Below are 17,886 nucleotides of genomic sequence, written 5' to 3'. Positions count from 1 at the left end.
CGACCGTGTGTTCCAGCAAACCGCCCGCCCGGTATGACCCCTGTGAAGGTGCCGTCACCGCCAACCCGGAGGCAGATCGCCGGGAGTGTCGACGTCGGCGGCCTCTCCCGGCACCGCCGCCACCTCCACAATGGACAGCCCGCCGAGGGTGGCGCGCAGGGAGGCTCCCGCGGGCTCCTCCGGCAGCGCGGCCCGCAACGCCGCCGTCCGCCAGACGCCGATCAGCCACTGCCGGCGCCCCTCGTCGTCGACGAGCACGGCACCGTCGGCTCCGGGACCCAGGGCGGCACGCAGCCGGGCGATGGTGTCAGGCGTGACGCCGCTCAGGTCGGCGGCGAGCACGGCGACCTGCTCGGCGCCGACGTCGCGCAGCCCGGCCGCGAGTGCCGCCACGGGACCGGCTCCCGGCGGGTCCTCCCGGCACCAGCGGACGCCGCCGACCGCGTCGCGGCGGGGCCCGACCACCACGATGTCCGCGGCGTCGCGCAGAGCGGTGACGGCGCGTTGCAGCAGCGTCGTCCCGCCCACCACGAGCATGGGCTTGTCCGCGCCGGAGAGCCTGCGTGCGGCACCACCGGCGAGCACGATGCCCGCCAGCGCGGCGGTCAACCGATCAGTCGGGTCGCGTACGGCATGATGTCGCCGTAGCGTACCGGCGCGATGCGGACGTAGCCGCCGGAGTAGGGCGCCTCGATCATCTGCCCGTTGCCGAGGTAGAGCGCCACGTGGTGCACGCGGCTCGGCCCCCAGAACAGCATGTCGCCCCGCCGCATCTGCGACAGCGGCACCTGCCGCCCCGCGGTGTACTGGTAGCCGCTGTAGTGCGGCAGCGCCTGCACCCCGGCGAAGGCGTAGATCATCAGGCCGGAGCAGTCGAAGCCGATCTTCATGTAGTCGCCGTAGCTGTCGGCGACCCCGCCGTCACGGATGCCGTAGGTCGGGCCGTACGCGTTGCCGCCACCCCACGCGTAGGTGACGCCGAGCTGGGACATCGCCCGCGCGATCACGCCCTCCACCGTCGCGCTCGCCGAGGGCGAGGGCCGCGACTCCGGCGCCGGGGCCGACGATCCGCCGCTGTTGGCCGCGGCGGCCATCGCGGCCCTGCGCGCGCGCTCCTCCTCCTCGCGTTGCTTCTGCTCGAGCCAGTTCTGGTAGCGGGCGCGCTGGCCCTCCAGCCCGTCGACCTGCGACTGCGCCTCGTACAGCTGCTGCTCGACCTGTTCCTTCTCGGCCTCCAGCTCGCTGGTGCGCGAGGCCTGGCCCGCGCGCGCCTGGATCGCGGCGGCCCTGGCCTCGTCGGCGGCGATCTTGGCCTGCTCGGCCTCGGCCCTGCGCTGCTTGGCCACCTCGAGCGCCTTGCGGGCGGCCGCGTCCTTGTTGGACTTCTCGACCTGGGCCCGCTGCATCGCCTCGAGCGCGTCGAGCTGGCTGCTGCTGACCGCCTCCAGCAGCTGGGCCCTGGACAGCAGGTCGTCCGGGCTCTCGGAGCCGAGGTAGGCGCTGAGGGAGCCGATCGTGCTGCCCTGCTGGTAGCTGCCCGCGACGAACCGGTCGAGCTGGCCCCTTGCCCTGCGGATGGCGGCACCCGCGGCGTCGGCCTCGACGCGCGCGGCCTGCGCCTCGCGCTCGGCCTCGGCGGCCGCGTCGCGGGCCGTGAGCATGTCGACGCGGGCCTTGTTGGCCTCCTCCATCTTCAGCTCGACCTGGGTCTGCAGCGCGGCCAGCCGGGACTCCGCCTCCGCGAGGCGGCTGGTCAGCTGGCCGACCTCGCTGGCCTTGGCGTCGGCGGCCTCGCGGCTCTCGCGCAGCTCCGAGTCGCTCGGGTTCGGCGGCGGCGGCGGGACGGCCACACCGGCGCCGGCGGTCCCCAGCAGGGCGACCATGGCCAGCACCCCGATGGCCAGCCCTCGGCGCGTCCCCACCGCGAGCCGGGATGTCGCGGCGGGCCGGCGCGACGCGATGCGCGTGTTCGGCACAGCCTCCACCTCCCCTTTTGGTCCAATCAGACTGTGCCACTTGCACCACAGCGTCACCACATGTCACAGGCGAAACCCGGGCATCTTCTGCCACATTTCCCCGTACCGGGGGATACCGGAGGGGTCACGGGAGGGCTCGGCGAGGATCGGCAGGCGGACACTCGACACCTGGGGGTACACCGATGACGCTCACCCGCTCGGCGGCGCGGTCCGCCGCCACCGGGACCTGCGCGGCGGGTCTGCTGACAGCGGTCGCGGGCACCTTCCTGCCGTGGCTGCGGTCGGGGGCGGCCGAGCGCAACAGCTACCAGGCCGTGGGCATCGCCGAGCAGCTCGTCCTGCGCGACGACGCGCTCGCGGGCGCGCTGCTGCGGGCGTGGCTGACGGTGCCGCTGCTGGCCGTGGCCTGCGTGGGCCTGCTGGTGCTGGGGTGGCGGCGGACCGGAGCGGCGCTCGCCGCCGTGCTGGCCCTGCTCGTGGGAACCGTGGGGGTGGTCGTGCTCGTCCAAGGCCCCGGTGCGAGCGAGGTCGTGGGCGTCACGCCCACGGGCCCTGCCGTCACCTCCGCAGGCATGACCATCGCGTTGCTCGGCGCGCTCACGGTGCTCGGCACCGCGCGCCGGGACGACCAGGACACCGGAAGAGCAGGTGTGTGACCGTGACCCAGCCAGGCCCTGGAGACCAGTGGCCCCAGCAGCCCGGCGGCTACCCGCCGCCAGGGCCGCCGCAGCAGTACCCGGGGGGACCGCAGCAGCAGCAGCCGTACCCGGGCCCGCCCGCGTACGGCGCCCAGCCCGGGTACGCCACGCGGCCGGGCGCGGCAGCACCGCAGGGCCCCGGCGGGTACGGCCCGCCGCCGGGCGCCTACCCCGTGCCGCCCACGCCGCCGCGCCGCAGCCGCCGCGGGCTGGTGATCGGGCTCGTCGTGGCTCTGGTCGTGGCCGTCGGGGGCGTGGGCACCTGGTTCGCGTTCTTCCAGAGCGACTCGGCGGCCTCGGGCGCGGCCACGCCCAACGAGGCGGCGATGAACCTCGCCAACGCGCTGAGCGGCGGCGACGTCGTGGGGCTGCTCAGCACGCTGGCGCCCGCGGAGGCGGCCCTGCTCACCGACCCGGTCGCGGAGTCGACCGAGGAGCTCAAGCGCCTGGGCGTGCTCAAGCCGGACGCCGACCCGAAGGCGCTGACCGGCCTCGAGGTCACGACCCGCGACCTGCGCTTCGACGAGCAGCAGGCCGAGCGCGTCAACGACCACCTCACCATCACCAAGCTCACCGGCGGGACGCTGACCGTCAGCGCCGACGTGGCCGCCATGCCGTTCACCGAGGACTATCTCGACGCGCTGCTGGACGAGGCCGATGTGGAGGGCCTCCCGCAGGGCGGGCAGAGCAGGACCCTCGACATCTCGCAGATGGTGCGCGCCGGCGGCGAGCCGGTGCGTATCGCCACGGTCCAGGTGGACGGCGAGTGGTACCCGAGCCTCTTCTACAGCATCGCCGACTACGGCCTGCGTGCCGAGGGACTGTCGTGGCCGAGGGAGCCGCTGCCCGCCAGGGGCGCCGACTCGCCGAACGCCGCCGTCCAGCAGACGGTGCAGGCCGCGCTCGACGGCGACCTGCGGAGGGTGATCGAGCTGCTGCCGCCGGACGAGCTGGCCGTGCTGCACGACGTGGGCCCCGTGCTGCTGCGCGCGGCGGGTGACCCGGAACCGAGCGGGGTGAAGATCACCAGCCTGGAGACCGAGACGAGCGAGGTGACCGGCGGCACCCGGGCGACCGTCACGGCACTGGAGCTGCAGATTCCCGGCCAGGGCACGGTCTCCCTGCGCAAGGAGGGCGACTGCTACCAGGCGACGATCGACGGCGCCACCGAGCGGGTCTGCGGCGACCAGCTGGCCTCCATGGCGGCAGGCCAGGCCGACGACTCGATCCCGCCCGCGGCGCGGCAGGCCGTCGCCAACCTCGGTGCCGGGGTGATGCGGCAGGGCCTCGGTGTGGTCACCACCGAGGTCGACGGCGCGCACTACGTCAGCCCGTTCCGCACGTTCACCGAACTGGGCATGACGTTCCTGCGGAGCATGCAACCCGAGGACTTGAAGGCGTTCCTCGAGTCCGCCGGGTAGCGCGGCACGTCGCGGAGCCCGGTACCACGGTGAAGGTGCCGGGCCTCGCGGCACCTCCCCTTGAATCGAAAAAAGGACACGCGTACTGTTTGTGGCGAGCAGGGCGTCAACGAGCCCACCTCTGCGGGCGCGACGGGGGTGCGCGAGACTCGCCCTCATACCCGAACGAACCGCCGCATGGAGTTAGACGTGACTGCACCTGCCAGCAAGGACAGCTTCGGCGCTCGAGACACGCTGAAGGTGGGTGACGCCTCCTACGAGGTGTTCCGCCTCAACAAGGTCGAAGGCTCCCAGCGTCTGCCGTACAGCCTGAAGATCCTGCTCGAGAACCTGCTGCGGACCGAGGACGGCGCGAACATCACCGCCGAGCACATCCGCGCGCTCGGCGACTGGGACCCCCAGGCCGACCCGTCGATCGAGATCCAGTTCACCCCAGCCAGGGTGATCATGCAGGACTTCACCGGCGTGCCGTGTGTGGTCGACCTCGCCACGATGCGTGAGGCCGTCACCGAGCTGGGCGGCGACCCGGACAAGGTCAACCCCCTCGCGCCCGCCGAGCTGGTCATCGATCACTCGGTGATCATCGACGTGTTCGGCCGCGCCGACGCCTTCGAGCGCAACGTCGAGATCGAGTACGAGCGCAACCGCGAGCGCTACCAGTTCCTGCGCTGGGGGCAGAACGCCTTCGAGGAGTTCAAGGTCGTCCCGCCGGGCACCGGCATCGTGCACCAGGTCAACATCGAGTACCTCGCGCGCACGGTGATGGCGCGCAACGGCCAGGCCTACCCCGATACCTGCGTGGGCACCGACTCGCACACCACGATGGTCAACGGCCTTGGCGTGCTGGGCTGGGGCGTCGGTGGCATCGAGGCCGAGGCCGCGATGCTCGGCCAGCCGGTCTCGATGCTGATCCCGCGGGTGGTCGGCTTCAAGCTCACCGGTGAGATCCCGCCGGGCGCCACCGCCACCGACGTCGTGCTCACCATCACCGAGATGCTGCGCAGGCATGGCGTGGTCGGCAAGTTCGTCGAGTTCTACGGCGACGGCGTGGGTGCCGTGCCGCTGGCCAACCGCGCCACGATCGGCAACATGAGCCCCGAGTTCGGCTCCACCGCCGCGATCTTCCCGATCGACGACGAGACCCTGCGCTACCTCAAGCTGACGGGTCGCTCGGAGGAGCAGCTGGCCCTGGTCGAGGCCTACGCCAAGGAGCAGGGCCTGTGGCACGACCCCGGCCACGAGCCGGAGTACTCCGAGTACCTCGAGCTCGATCTGTCCACTGTGGTCCCGTCGATCGCGGGCCCGAAGCGACCGCAGGACCGCATCGAGCTCACCGACGCCAAGTCCTCGTTCCGCAAGTCGCTGCACGACTACGTCGAGGAGAACTACCCGGTCCCGCACACCAAGATGGACGAGGCCTCGGAGGAGTCGTTCCCGGCCAGCGACTCGCCGTCACTGTCTTTCGCCGACGAGGACGCCGTGCCGGCGCACTCGGCCGCCAACGGGGCGTCCGGCCGCCCGAGCAAGCCGGTGAAGGTCTCGGCCGCCGACCGCGGCGAGTTCGTGCTCGACCACGGCGCCGTGGTGATCGCCTCCATCACCTCGTGCACCAACACGTCCAACCCCTCCGTGATGCTCGGCGCCGCACTGCTGGCGCGCAACGCCGTGGAGAAGGGCCTGACGGCCAAGCCGTGGGTCAAGACGTCGATGGCGCCCGGCTCGCAGGTGGTCACCGACTACTACGAGAAGGCCGGGTTGTGGCCCTACCTCGAGAAGCTGGGCTACCACCTCGTCGGCTACGGCTGCACCACCTGCATCGGCAACTCCGGCCCGCTGCCCGAGGAGATCTCGGCCGCCGTGCAGGACAACGACCTGACGGTGGTGTCGGTGCTGTCCGGCAACCGCAACTTCGAGGGCCGGATCAACCCCGACGTCAAGATGAACTACCTGGCCTCCCCGCCGCTGGTGATCGCCTACGCGCTGGCCGGGACGATGGACTTCGACTTCGAGACCCAGCCGCTCGGCCAGGACGCCGACGGCAACGACGTGTTCCTGCGCGACATCTGGCCCACGCCGCAGGAGATCCAGGAGACCATCGACCGGTCCATCACCCAGGACATGTTCACCAAGGACTACGCCGACGTCTTCGACGGCGGCGAGCGGTGGAAGTCACTGCCGACGCCGGAGGGCAAGACGTTCGAGTGGGACCCGCAGTCCACCTACGTGCGCAAGCCCCCGTACTTCGAGGGCATGGCGGCGCGGCCCGCGCCCGTCGAGGACATCTCCGGCGCCCGCGTGCTGGCGCTGCTGGGTGACTCGGTGACCACCGACCACATCTCCCCCGCCGGCGCCATCAAGGCGGACTCGCCCGCGGGCCGGTACCTCACCGAGCACGGCGTGGAGCGCAAGGACTTCAACTCCTACGGCTCGCGGCGCGGCAACCACGAGGTGATGATCCGGGGCACGTTCGCCAACATCCGGCTGCGGAACCTGCTGCTCGACGACGTGCAGGGCGGCTACACCCGCGACTTCACGCAGGACGGGGCTCCGCAGGCGTTCATCTACGACGCCGCGCAGAACTACGCCGCCGCGGGCATTCCGCTGGTGGTGCTCGGCGGCAAGGAGTACGGCTCGGGCTCCTCGCGCGACTGGGCGGCCAAGGGCACCCGGCTGCTCGGCGTGCGGGCGGTGATCGCGGAGTCGTTCGAGCGCATCCACCGGTCGAACCTGATCGGCATGGGTGTCGTGCCGCTGCAGTTCCCGGAGGGTGAGTCGGCCAAGTCGCTGGGCCTCGACGGCACCGAGACCTACGACATCGCCGGCCTGACCGAGCTCAACGAGGGCCGGACACCGCACACCGTCAGGGTCACGGCCACCCGGTCCGACGGCTCCACGGCCGAGTTCGACGCCGTGGTGCGCATCGACACTCCGGGCGAGGCCGACTACTACCGCAACGGCGGCATCCTGCAGTACGTCCTGCGGAAGATGACCTCCTGATCCCCTGCCTCGTGTGGCCTCCGACCCGTTCCCCGCGGCCTGCGTGGGGAACGGGTCGCAGGCTGCCGGGTGAGGAGGCGCCGTGACCCTCGCGATCCTGCTCTCCGGGCTCACGATCGTGCTCGGAGCCCTCGTGCAGGGTGCGGTCGGCTACGGGATGAACCTCATCGCGGCGCCGCTGCTCGCGCTCGTGGAGCCGGCGTTCGTGCCGGTGCCGCTCATCCTGCTCGCCTCGGGTCACGCGCTGCTCGCCGTGGTGCGCGAGCACCGCGATGTCGACTGGAGGGGCGTGGGCTGGGCGATGCTCGGCCGGGTGGCGGGCACCGCGCTCGGTGTGCTGGCCGTCGCGACGCTGGCGCAGCGACCGTTCGCCGCGATCGTCGGGATCTCGGTGCTCGCCTGCGTGGTGCTGTCCCTGGTCTCGTGGCGGCCGCACCCGGCACCCGGCCCGCTGCTCGTCGCGGGCGTCGCCAGCGGCACCTTCGGCACGGCCGCCTCGATCGGCGGCCCGCCCATCGCACTGCTCTACCAGCACGCCGCGGGCGCGCGCATCCGCTCGACGATGGCCGCGTGTTTCGCGATCGGCTCGGCCATCTCCCTGGCCGGGCTCGGTGTGGCGGGCGAGTTGCACGTCCGCCACCTGGTGTTCGCCGCGTGGATGCTGCCGTTCCTGCTCGCCGGGTTCCTGCTGTCCGGGCCCGCCCGCAGGCTCCTCGACGGCGGGCGGATCCGCCCGGCCGTGCTGACCGTCGCCGCCGCGAGCGCGCTCGCGCTCATCGGCCGCAGCGTGTTCGGATAGGCCCCGCTCACTCGGCCGCGAACGGCTGCTTGTCCGGCTGGTAGACCTTCTCGGCCGGCGGCACCGTGAGGTTCACCAGGTAGTCGGCGACGGCCCGGTCCACGCTGCCTGCGTCACCGAGGATGCAGTGCCCGAAGGCGTTGACCGACATCAGCCGCGCGAAGCCGAGCTCGTCGGCCATCCGCTTGGCGTACTCGTAGCGCGTGGCCGGGTCGTAGTAGTTGCCGATCACGAGCACCGGGTTCTCCGTGGGCTTGTTCCACGGGCCACGGTACGACTCGGTGCCGCCGGTCCACAGCGGACACGCGGCCGGGTCGGCGAAGGCCTGGTAGCGCCCGAACAGCGGCGACTCACGCTCCCACTCGGCCGCGATCTCGGGCAGCCTGCCCGAGTCGTGGCGGAACCGCTTGTCGGCGCAGTTGACCGCGAAGTACGAGTCGTCCGAGGTGTAGGCGCTGTCCGGGCGCACGTCGTGCCGGACGTTGGCGACCGGGTCCAGCAGCGTGTCGAGGTCACCGGCACGCACCGTCTTCGGCCCGCTGCCCTCCGGCGGCCGGACCACACCGTAGAGCTCCTGCAGATCCTCGGCCAGCCCGGGGAAGGCGGCCGGAGCGTACAGCGCCCCGCCGACGCCGCTGACGAACGACCCGAAGTCGATCCGCGTGCCGTCCGGCAGCGTCACCGGCTTGTCCCGCAGGCTCGCGGCCAGCTCGTCCAGCTTCCGCCTCGGGTCGCCGTCCCCGAAGGCACACCGCGGCCTCGACTCGGCGCAGCGGGTGAGGAACGCGTCGAGGGCCGCTTCGAAGCCCTGTGCACGCTCCCGGTCGTAGCGCAGCCCGTTGCTGGTCCGCAGAGCGGGGTCGACGTTGCCGTCGAGCACCATCGTGCGGACCTTGCCGGGGAACAGATTGGTGTAGACGGCGCCGAGCATGGTTCCGTAGGAGAAGCCGACGTAGTTGAGGGTGGCGTCACCGACCGCGCCGCGCAGCAGGTCCAGATCGCGTGCGACGTCCTCAGTGGACATGTGCTGCAGCAGCGATCCCGCGTTGCGGGCGCAGAAGTCGCCGTAGTCGCGGTAGGTGCTCAGCGCGTCGGAGATCTCCTGCCGGGTCCTGGGCACCGGCACCATCCTGGCGTGGACCTCGGAGGCGTCCTCCGTGGTCGTGAAGCAGCGCAGCGGATTGGACTCGCCGACCCCGCGCGGATCGAAGCCCACGATGTCGAACCGGTCGAGCACCGCGGGCTCGAAGATGTGCTCCGCGGCCAGCGGCAGATCCCGCCCGGGGCCGCCGGGACCGCCGGGGTTGAGGAACAGGGAGCCGATCTTCTCCTTCGGCTTGTCGGCGGCGCGCCGCAGCAACGTGAGGTCGATGGTGCCGAGCGCGGCGTTGTCGTGGTCGATCGGCACCCGGTAGGTCGCGCAGCTGTACTTGCTCGCCGAGTCGGCGGGCACCGACACCTCCGGGCCGCACTGACCCCACGAGACCGTCGGCGGGGCCGCCACCTCACCGGAGGCGGCCGGAGCCCCGGCGAGCGCGGCACCCGCCACCAGAGCACCGACCAGCGCCACACTGCCTTTCGCCGCACGCCTGAGCTTGCGCACCCGTTCCCCTCCGACCGTGTCCTCGCGTGATCACTGCGAAGGATGTCACAGCGAAGGCGGCTGCGGCGCCACACGATCGGCTGGTATGAACCTCACTCGTCCGGCTGCGAGCCATCCGGGGTGAGCACGAACACCGGCAGGTCCCGCTGTGCGACGGCGCGTTCCATGCCGTAGCCGGGCCAGAACTCCAGCAGCGCCCGCCACATCAGGTCGTACTCCCGCCCCTTGAGTTCCCGGGCACGCACGGGCAGCGCCTTCCCGCGGACCTCGACGGTCGCGTCCGGGTGCGCGCGCAGGTTGAACGTCCACGCGGGATCGTTCGGCTTGCCCCAGTTGGAACCGGTGACCACGTACTCGTCACCATCCGGGTAGTACAGCAGGTTGTTGCTGCGCGGCAGCCCGCTGCGCCTGCCCAGCGTCGTGAGCCGCAGCGACGGGAGCCCGGCGATGCCGACCAGACTGACCCGTCCCCGCGTCAGCCGGTGCAGGCGGGCGTCGGCCCACACGACGACAGTGGCGAGCCGCAGCAGCCAGGACCGGGTGCCCAGGGCCCTGGCCACCGCGGGAAGAGGGTTGCGCATGGCTCTATTCGATCACGGACGGGGCTCCGCGCCGGTCTGCGCCCGCGACAGTGACACGCCGAACCTGCCTTCGGCGTCGGTCCACCAGCGCTTCAGGGCGAACCCGGCGTCGGCCAGCTCGTCCCGCACGCCCTCGGGCCGGAACTTGGCCGAGATCTCCGTGCGCACGTGCTCGCCCGCGGCGAAGCTCACCTCCATCCCCGCCCCCGGAATGCGTACCGTGGCCGCCTCCCTGGCCCGCAGGCGCATCTCGATCCACTCGTTGCCGCTGTCCCAGTAGGACTCGTGCTCGAAGGCCTCCGGGTCGAAGTCCGCGCCGAGCCGCTGGTTGAGCACGTGCAGCACGTTGCGGTTGAACGCCGCGGTCACGCCTGCCGCATCGTCGTAGGCACGCACCAGGGTGTCCGGGTCCTTCACCAGGTCGGTGCCGAGCAGCAGCCACTCCCCTTCGGAGAGCACGTCGCGCACCGAGCGCAGGAACTTGGCGCGCTCGAGCGGCGCGAGGTTGCCGATCGTGCCACCGAGGAAGACCACCAGCCTGGGCCGCTCCCCCGGCAACAGGCCCAGATGTTCGGTGAAGTCGCCGACCACGCCGTGCACGGCCAGCCCCGGGTAGTCGCCCGCGATGGCCTCGGCCGCCTCGGCCAGCGCCGAGGCCGACACGTCGAGCGGCACGAAGGCCTCCAGCGCTCCCGCGTCGCCGAGCGCGTCCAGCAGCAGCCGGGTCTTCTCGCTCGAGCCCGACCCCAGCTCCACGAGCGTGCGCGCACCCGTGACGGCGGCGATCTGCCCGGCCTCGCGGGCGAGCACCTCCCGCTCGGCGCGGGTGGGGTAGTACTCGGGCAGCGCGGTGATCTGCTCGAACAACTCACTGCCCCGCGCATCATAGAACCATTTGGACGGCAGCCACTTCTGCGCCGCCGACAGCCCTTCTCGCACGTCCTCGCGCAGCGCCTCGGTAACGTCCTCGGTGCTGTGGTGCACGTCGAGATCCACGTCGCTCACATTCACTCCGATCCGGGTCGAGAGAAAGCAGTGTCGGCGGACAGCGGCTCCACCGTGGGCGGCCTGCCCCTCCGCACCACCACCAGGTGCCTGTCGGGTACCGGCCGCCAGGCCGGGTGGGCGTCGTGGGGCTCGGAGGCCACCAGCGCGCCGCCGTCCTTCGCGCACACCGACAGTGCATGGGTCCACGCCGTGCCGACGAGCACGTCCGCGCCGACGAGCAGCAGGTTGAGCCGCGACCCCGGCGCGGCCCGTTCCACGTCGGTGACCAGGCCGGCCACCGCGTCCACGGGATCGGCTCCCTCCCGCAGCCGCTCGCGCAGCAATGTCCACAGCAGAGCCGAGTCGGTGGGCGCCTCGATCCGCAGCAGGTCGGCCACCGGCAGCTTCTCCGCCAGGCCCGCCACCGATCCCGGCCAGCCGCGCACCACGCCGTTGTGGCTGAACAGCCAGTGCTCGTCGGCGAACGGCGCGCAGGCGGCCTCCGTCACCGGCATGCCCGCCGTGCCCGAGCGCACGGCGCCGAGGAAGGCACCGGAGCGCACGGTCTCGGCGAGCCTCGGCAACGACTCGTCCGTCCACAGCGGACTCGGGCGCCGGTAGCGGACGGGCCGCCCGTCGGAGGCGAACCAGCCGAGCCCGAAGCCGTCGGCGTTGACGGTGCCGCCCCCGCGCATGTCGCGGGGCGCGTAGGACTGCGCGAGCAGCGAGTGCCCCGCGGTGAAGACCGGTTCCGCGGGACAGACCGGCTCACCGAGGTAGGCCAGGTGCCGGCACACCGCTCACGCCACCTCGTCCGGGCGTGGGTCCCGCGCGCACCGGAACCCGGAGAAGATCTGCCGCCGGATGGGGTAGTCCCAGTTGCGGAAGGTCCCCCGGATGGCCACGGAGTCGGTGCCGAACGACCCGCCGCGCAGCACCTTGTAGTCCGGGCCGAAGAAGACCTCCGAGTACTCCCGGTACGGGAACGCGGTGAATCCGGGGTAGCCGGTGAAGTCGCTGCTCGTCCACTCCCACACGTCGCCGATGAGCTGGTGCACACCGAGCGGGGAGGCACCCCGCGGATAGGCGCCTGCCACCGCGGGCCGCAGGTGGCGCTGGCCGAGGTTGGCGTGCTCGGCCGTCGGCTCCTCGTCGCCCCACGGGTAGCGCAGCGAACGCCCGGTGCGGGGGTCGTGCCGGGCCGCCTTCTCCCATTCGCGCTCGGTGGGCAGCCGCTTGCCCGCCCACGCGGCGTAGGCCTCGGCCTCGTGGAACGAGACGTGCACCACCGGCTCGTCGGCGGGCACCCGCTCGTAGCGGCCGAAGCGCGTCCGCCACCAGCCGTCCGGTTCGCGTTTCCAGAACCGTGGCGCGGTGATCCCGTGCTCGCGCACGTACGTCCAGCCGGGCTCGCTCCACCACCGCGGCGACTCGTAGCCTCCGGACTCGACGAAGCGCGCGTACTGGCCGTTGGTGACGGGGAAGGTGTCGATGACGAAGGCGTCGACGTGCACCGCGTGCGCGGGCCGCTCGTTGTCCAGTGCCCACGGCTCCACCGACGTGCCCATCACGAACGGCCCGCCCGGCACGAGCACCTCGGGGGCGACGTCCCCGGCCCGGCGCGGCGGCGGCTCGGGGGCGTGCAGCGCGGGATCGCCCTGGCGCAGCTGGTGGGTGGCCAGCATGGTCTCGTCGTGCTGCTGCTCGTGCTGGGCGATCATGCCGAACGCGAACGCGGCCCGCGTCAGCATGCGGCCCTCCAGCGGCGCCCGCTCGAGCACGTCGAACGCCTTCTGCCGGACCTCACCCACGTAGGCGCGGGCCTCGCCGGGGCCCAGCAGCGGCAGCGCCGGTCGGTCGGCGCGCGGATGCTGGAAGGCGTCGTAGAGGTCGTCGATGTCCGGCCGCAGCGGCTCCCGGCCGCCGACGTCGCGGACCAGCCAGATCTCCTCCTGGCTGCCGATGTGCGCGAGGTCCCACACCAGTGGTGACATCAGCTTGGAGTGCTGGCGCACCAGCTCCTCGTCGTCGACGGCGTCGGTGAGCGCCGTCGAGCGCTGCCGTGCCCTGGTGAGCGTCTCGGCGGCGTGGGCTCGCAGGTCCTGCGGCCCCAGCTCCAGCAGTGGGTTCGGCGACTCGGCGCCGGCCAGGTCGTTCGGTTCGGCCCTGGTCATGCTCCCCTCCCTTTCCGGTGCGGCCGTGCGGGTTGCCGCAGCCTGCGCTGCACCCCGCAGGCGATGTCGGCGATCGTGTCGGCGGGCAGATCGGCCCTGGTGAGCTCGGCGCAGCCCAGGTCTGCCACGGCACGGGCGACCCTGGCCAGCTCCGGGTCGGCCAGCCCGAGCCGCGCGGCGTCGGCCCAGCGGCCCGCGACCGGCTCACAGAGCTCCAGTGCCTTGTCCGCTGTGGACGGCCGGTCGATCAGCGCGGTCAGCAGCGCCACCGGGTGCAGCCACGCGCCGGGTGGCTGGGCGTCGAGGTAGCGCACCTCGAGGTAGCCGTGCGGCCGGACCGGCGTGAACAGCGTGGTGAGGTGGTAGTCGAGGTCGGCGGTCGTCGGCGGATCGAGCACCCCGGCCGGGCCGCTGCCCTCGATCCAGTCGGCGAACGTCAGTCCGTCCGGGGCGTCCCAGGGGCCCTCGTCGCGCCGCACCACCATCAGCGGTGTGTCGAGCGCCCGCCTTGCCCACGCGGCGGCAGGGTCGGGCTCGGGCCCGGCCGCGTACGTGCGCGCGTGCTCGGTGTCCATGACGGCCTGCCAGCGCGCCGAGGCCAGGCCGGTGTCGGTGCCCGCGTGCCGCGCGGAGTTCGCGAAGAGCGCCAGCAGCGCGGGCCCGACGGCGTGCACGGCCGCCCACCGCGTGGCGAGGCCGGAGCGCTCTCCCGCGTCGACGCACACCTGCAGTGCCGCGGTGCTGCACATCATCGTGAGCCCGCCGGGGCCGATGGGGGTGAACCGCCGCTCCATCGCGGCGTACCGTTCCGTGGCCAGCAACCGGGCAGGCCTGCGGAACGGGTCGATGGCGTGGGAGCCGAGCCGCAGGCCGGCCATGGCCAGCAGGTCGGTGACGTAGGCGAGGTCGGCGCCGGCGGCGTTCGCCAGTTCTCGCAGCGAGGGCTGCGGGGCGGTGGAGATCTCCACCTGGCCGCCGGGTTCGAGGGTGAGGACCGAGCCCGCGGGGAGCGGAAGGTGCGGGCTGTCCGGCCGGAGAGTGCGGGGTGTGTGCGGGCCGAGGGCTGTGGCGAGCCGTCCGGGGTCGAGCGGGAGGGCCGGGTCGGCGGCGTCGTGCACGAGGTACTCGATCTCGACGCCGGTCAGTCTCGGAGGGCCGTGCTTGAAGCACACCGACGCCACGTAGGCCTCCCCCTCGGCGCGGCTGGACACCACCCGTGCGGCGACGTCGGCCGCCGCCTGTCTCCTGCCGTCCGGTGCGGGACTCGTCGGGTGCGGGGGAACGCGGACCGCTGTCATGACACCACCGCCATTCGCGAGGAGCTCCGTCGTTCGCGACGCTACACAAGGGGTCCGACAGTCGCAGGTTCTCGCCGGGCTGACCTGCGGATTCGTCCGGTATTCCCGGATGTGGCGCGCCGCCGCAGGAGCGGGCCGGGACGCCGGGCGGATCTCAGTACGTACGTACGGATTGCAGACTCGGGGGACGAGGTGTCAAGATCGGAGGGTGCCACGGGTCAGCCAGGACCACCTCGACGCGCGCCGCCGCCAGATTCTCGACGGCGCGCGGGCGTGTTTCGCCCGCCACGGGTACGAGGGTGCCACGGTGCGCCGTCTCGAGGAAGCGACACACCTGTCCCGGGGCGCCATCTTCCACCACTTCCGCGACAAGGAGTCGCTGTTCCTGGCGCTCGCCGAGGACGACGCCGCCCGGATGGCCGACGTCGTCGCCGAGCAGGGCCTCGTCCAGGTGATGCGCGACCTGCTGTCGGGCCGCAGCCAGCACCCTGCCGACTGGCTCGGCACGCGGCTGGAGGTCTCCCGGCGGCTGCGCACGGACCCGGAGTTCCGCGCCCGCTGGGCCGAGCGCTCCGAGCAGCTGACCACCGCGACCCGCAAGCGTCTCGCCTGGCAGCGGCAGGCGGGCAACCTCCGGGACGACATCAGCATCGAGGTCCTCGCCGCCTACCTCGAACTCGTCCTCGAAGGCCTGGTGTCACACCTGGCGATGGGCCTGCCCGCCGACGACCTGGAACCGGTCCTCGACCTGGTCGAGGAGAGCGTACGCAGGCACCGCGGCCTTGCCGCCGGATAACCGGGGGAACACGATCGACGCGTCCGGCGTTTGACCTGGTTAAGATAGCGCCACTCTTTTCCCGTTCCTGTTCTCGACAAGGAGTGACACCTTTCGTGCGCGAGGCGCAGTCACCTGGTGACAGTAGTTGGCCGGGTGGCGAACCCGGCTGCTTCAGCTTTCCTTCCGGCCCTGACGGCGGTGCGGTCTGATGGACGTGCTGCTGACGGTTCTCGGGGTCGTCTTCGTGGTGCTGCTGACGGTGGGGACCGGCCTGGCCGTCGCCGCCGAGTTCTCCCTCACCACACTCGAACGCAGCACCGTCGAGTCCAACGTCAGGCAGGTCGGTGACCGCCGGTCGAAGACCGTGCTCAAGGCCCACCGCACCCTGTCGTTCCAGTTGTCCGGCGCACAGGTCGCCATCACGCTCACCACGCTGGTCACCGGCTACGTCGCCGAGCCACTGCTCGGCCGGATCGTGCGGCCTGCGCTCACCGGCATGGGGCTTTCGGACACCGCGGCGGCGGGCACGTCGCTGGTGATCGCCCTGCTGCTGGCCACCACGCTGTCGATGGTGATCGGCGAGATGGTGCCGAAGAACCTGGCCGTCGCACGGCCGCTGCAGACCGCGCGCGCCGTGGCCGGCTACCACTCCCGATTCTCCGCGCTGTTCCGCTGGCTCATCACGCTGATGAACAACAGCGCCAACTGGGTGGTGCGCAAGCTCGGCATCGAGCCGCAGGAGGAGCTGCGCTCGGCGCGCTCCCCGCAGGAGCTCGGCTCGATCGTGCGCAGCAGCGCGGAGTCGGGCACCCTCGACGTCGCCACCGCGCAGCTGCTCGACCGCTCGCTGCGCTTCGGTGAACGCACGGCGGGCGAGCTGATGACCCCACGCGTGCGGCTGGAGGCCCTGCATTTCGACGACACCGTCGGCGACCTCGTGGAGCTGTCCCGGCGCACCGGCTTCTCCCGGTTTCCCGTCTACCGCGAGGATCTGGACGACGTCCAGGGCGCCGTGCACGTCAAGCAGGCGTTCACGATGTCCGCGGGCGAGCGGGCCAGGATGCCGGTCGCGTCGGTGATGCGGCCGGTGCCGACCGTGCCCGAGTCGCTGCCCGGCGACACGCTGCTCGACCGGCTGCGGGACTCCCGGTTCCAGCTCGCGCTCGTCGTCGACGAGTACGGCGGCACCGCGGGGCTGGTCACGCTGGAGGACGTCGTGGAAGAGATCATCGGCGACGTCCGCGACGAGCACGACGAGCGGGAGGAGCCCGCGGCGCAACAGCTCACCGCCGACAGCTGGATGGTCTCCGGCCAGCTGCGGGACGACGAGGTGCTCGAGATCACCGGTTTCCGCATGCCCGAGGGCGACTACGAGACCATCGCGGGCCTGCTGCTGGAACGGCTGGGCCGCATCCCCGACGTCGGCGACGCGATCGACATCGACGGCTGGCGGCTCGTCGTGACCAGCATGGACCGCCACCGCATCGCCGAGGTCAACGTGCAGCGGCGGGAGGTGAACCCGTGAACGACTGGCTCGCCATCAGCCTCATCGGTGTGCTGCTGCTGTTGAACGCCTTCTTCGTCGGCGCCGAGTTCGCGCTCATCTCCTCCCGCCGCGACCGGCTGGAGGCGCTGCTGGAGCAGGGCAAGACCCGCGCCAGGATCGTCATCAACGCGGGCAGGAACGTCTCGCTCATGCTCGCGGGTGCGCAGCTGGGCATCACGATCTGCTCGCTGCTGCTGCTGCAGTTCGGCGAGCCCGCCGTGGCGCACCAGCTGGAGGCCGCGGTACACGCGCTGGGCGTGCCGCTGCCGGAGTACGTCGTGCACGCCGTGGCGTTCACCGTGACCCTGGCCGCGATGACGCTGCTGCACGTGCTCATCGGCGAGATGGTGCCCAAGAACATCGCCATCTCGGAGCCCGAGCGCCTTGCGCTGTGGCTGGTGCCGGTGCACGTGGCGTGGGTCCGGCTGGTCAACCCGTTCATCTGGTTGCTCAACGGCCTCGCCAACGGCGTGCTGCGGCTGATGAGGATCCAGCCGAAGGACGGGCTGGAGACCGGCTACACCTCCGACGAGCTGGCGGAGCTGCTGAGCGAGTCGCGCCGCGAGGGCCTGCTGGAGCAGTCCGAGCACCGCAGGCTCAGCCAGACGCTGTCCTCGGTGGAGAAGACCGTGGCGGACGTGCTCGTGCCGGTGGACAGGATCACGACGCTGCCTGCCTCGCCCACCGTCGGCGACGTCGAGCGCGCGGTGTCCTCGACAGGCTTCTCCCGCTTCCCCGTGCGGGCCGCGTCCGGTGAGCTGAGCGGCTACATCCACGTCAAGGACGTGCTCGACCTCCTCGGGGACGCCCCGGCGACGACGGTGCCGGTGACCAAGACCCGCAGCCTCACCGAGCTGCCGATGTACGCGAGCCTGGACAGCGCGCTGTCGGCGATGCGCAGGGAGGGCAGCCACCTGGCACGCGCGGTGGACGCCGAGGGCGCGGTGACCGGCATGGTCACGCTGGAGGACCTCGTCGAGGAGTACGTCGGCACCGTGCGCGACGGCACACACGTCACCAGGTAGCTC

At 72.0% G+C, this 17,886-nt stretch carries 15 protein-coding genes; 7 read left to right on the top strand and 8 right to left on the bottom strand.

The annotated features are described in order from the left end of the window. Positions 1-54 precede the first annotated feature (54 nt). Together mobA and BAY60_RS22310 are read right to left on the bottom strand one after the other, a co-directional pair. Positions 55-609: a molybdenum cofactor guanylyltransferase gene (gene mobA / locus BAY60_RS22315; RefSeq protein WP_112283003.1), complete on the bottom strand. Its 555-nt coding sequence runs from the start codon at positions 607-609 to the stop codon at positions 55-57. Continuing rightward, positions 606-1,883, bottom strand: coding sequence for an NlpC/P60 family protein (locus tag BAY60_RS22310; RefSeq protein ID WP_112283529.1), 1,278 nt, complete (start codon positions 1,881-1,883; stop codon positions 606-608). Before BAY60_RS22310 ends, mobA begins: the two co-directional genes overlap by 4 nt. Before the next feature lie 275 nt (positions 1,884-2,158). On the opposite strand from BAY60_RS22310, the gene BAY60_RS22305 reads away from it, so the two are divergent. The 4 genes from BAY60_RS22305 to BAY60_RS22290 all read left to right on the top strand — a co-directional run bounded on the left by BAY60_RS22305 (position 2,159) and on the right by BAY60_RS22290 (position 7,891). Further along, positions 2,159-2,632, top strand: coding sequence for a hypothetical protein (locus tag BAY60_RS22305; RefSeq protein ID WP_245992749.1), 474 nt, complete (start codon positions 2,159-2,161; stop codon positions 2,630-2,632). A gap of 2 nt (positions 2,633-2,634) precedes the next feature. Then, on the top strand, positions 2,635-4,095 hold the full coding sequence (locus BAY60_RS22300) for a flagellar basal body protein FliL (protein WP_112283527.1): 1,461 nt from the start codon (positions 2,635-2,637) through the stop codon (positions 4,093-4,095). A 177-nt stretch (positions 4,096-4,272) separates the two neighbouring features. Next, positions 4,273-7,092: an aconitate hydratase gene (locus tag BAY60_RS22295; protein ID WP_211330422.1), complete on the top strand. Its 2,820-nt coding sequence runs from the start codon at positions 4,273-4,275 to the stop codon at positions 7,090-7,092. An 82-nt stretch (positions 7,093-7,174) separates the two neighbouring features. Continuing rightward, on the top strand, positions 7,175-7,891 hold the full coding sequence (locus BAY60_RS22290; protein WP_112283001.1) for a sulfite exporter TauE/SafE family protein: 717 nt from the start codon (positions 7,175-7,177) through the stop codon (positions 7,889-7,891). Between the two features lie 7 nt (positions 7,892-7,898). Here BAY60_RS22290 and BAY60_RS22285 read toward each other — a convergent pair whose 3' ends face one another. The 6 genes from BAY60_RS22285 to egtA all read right to left on the bottom strand — a co-directional run bounded on the left by BAY60_RS22285 (position 7,899) and on the right by egtA (position 14,534). Beyond that, positions 7,899-9,494 (bottom strand): alpha/beta hydrolase, encoded by a 1,596-nt coding sequence (locus BAY60_RS22285; protein ID WP_245992748.1) that lies wholly within the window; start codon positions 9,492-9,494, stop codon positions 7,899-7,901. Positions 9,495-9,586: 92 nt separating this feature from the next. Further along, the gene (locus tag BAY60_RS22280) at positions 9,587-10,075 is read right to left on the bottom strand and encodes a nitroreductase family deazaflavin-dependent oxidoreductase (RefSeq protein ID WP_112283000.1); all 489 of its coding nucleotides are present in this window, start codon (positions 10,073-10,075) and stop codon (positions 9,587-9,589) included. Positions 10,076-10,087: 12 nt separating this feature from the next. Further along, on the bottom strand, positions 10,088-11,080 hold the full coding sequence (gene egtD / locus BAY60_RS22275; RefSeq protein ID WP_112282999.1) for an L-histidine N(alpha)-methyltransferase: 993 nt from the start codon (positions 11,078-11,080) through the stop codon (positions 10,088-10,090). Positions 11,081-11,082: 2 nt separating this feature from the next. Then, on the bottom strand, positions 11,083-11,859 hold the full coding sequence (gene egtC, locus BAY60_RS22270) for an ergothioneine biosynthesis protein EgtC (RefSeq protein WP_112282998.1): 777 nt from the start codon (positions 11,857-11,859) through the stop codon (positions 11,083-11,085). A gap of 3 nt (positions 11,860-11,862) precedes the next feature. After that, positions 11,863-13,236 (bottom strand): ergothioneine biosynthesis protein EgtB, encoded by a 1,374-nt coding sequence (gene egtB, locus BAY60_RS22265; RefSeq protein WP_112282997.1) that lies wholly within the window; start codon positions 13,234-13,236, stop codon positions 11,863-11,865. Then, on the bottom strand, positions 13,233-14,534 hold the full coding sequence (gene egtA, locus BAY60_RS22260) for an ergothioneine biosynthesis glutamate--cysteine ligase EgtA (RefSeq protein ID WP_112282996.1): 1,302 nt from the start codon (positions 14,532-14,534) through the stop codon (positions 13,233-13,235). Before egtA ends, egtB begins: the two co-directional genes overlap by 4 nt. 208 nt (positions 14,535-14,742) lie before the next feature. Between egtA and BAY60_RS22255 the strand changes: the two genes are divergently transcribed. The 3 genes from BAY60_RS22255 (at position 14,743) to BAY60_RS22245 (ending at position 17,883) form a co-directional block, all read left to right on the top strand. Next, the gene (locus BAY60_RS22255; protein WP_112282995.1) at positions 14,743-15,330 is read left to right on the top strand and encodes a TetR/AcrR family transcriptional regulator; all 588 of its coding nucleotides are present in this window, start codon (positions 14,743-14,745) and stop codon (positions 15,328-15,330) included. Between the two features lie 190 nt (positions 15,331-15,520). Next, entirely contained in the window at positions 15,521-16,837 is a 1,317-nt protein-coding gene (locus BAY60_RS22250; protein ID WP_112282994.1) for a hemolysin family protein, read from the top strand. Beyond that, on the top strand, positions 16,834-17,883 hold the full coding sequence (locus BAY60_RS22245) for a hemolysin family protein (RefSeq protein ID WP_112282993.1): 1,050 nt from the start codon (positions 16,834-16,836) through the stop codon (positions 17,881-17,883). Before BAY60_RS22250 ends, BAY60_RS22245 begins: the two co-directional genes overlap by 4 nt. Positions 17,884-17,886: the final 3 nt, after the last annotated feature.

Source organism: Prauserella muralis (assembly GCF_003202285.1).
In the GTDB taxonomy this organism is placed as follows: Bacteria; Actinomycetota; Actinomycetes; order Mycobacteriales; family Pseudonocardiaceae; genus Prauserella_B; species Prauserella_B muralis.
Note: the sequence above shows the minus strand (reverse complement) of the source record. Positions and strands in the feature narration are given on the sequence as shown.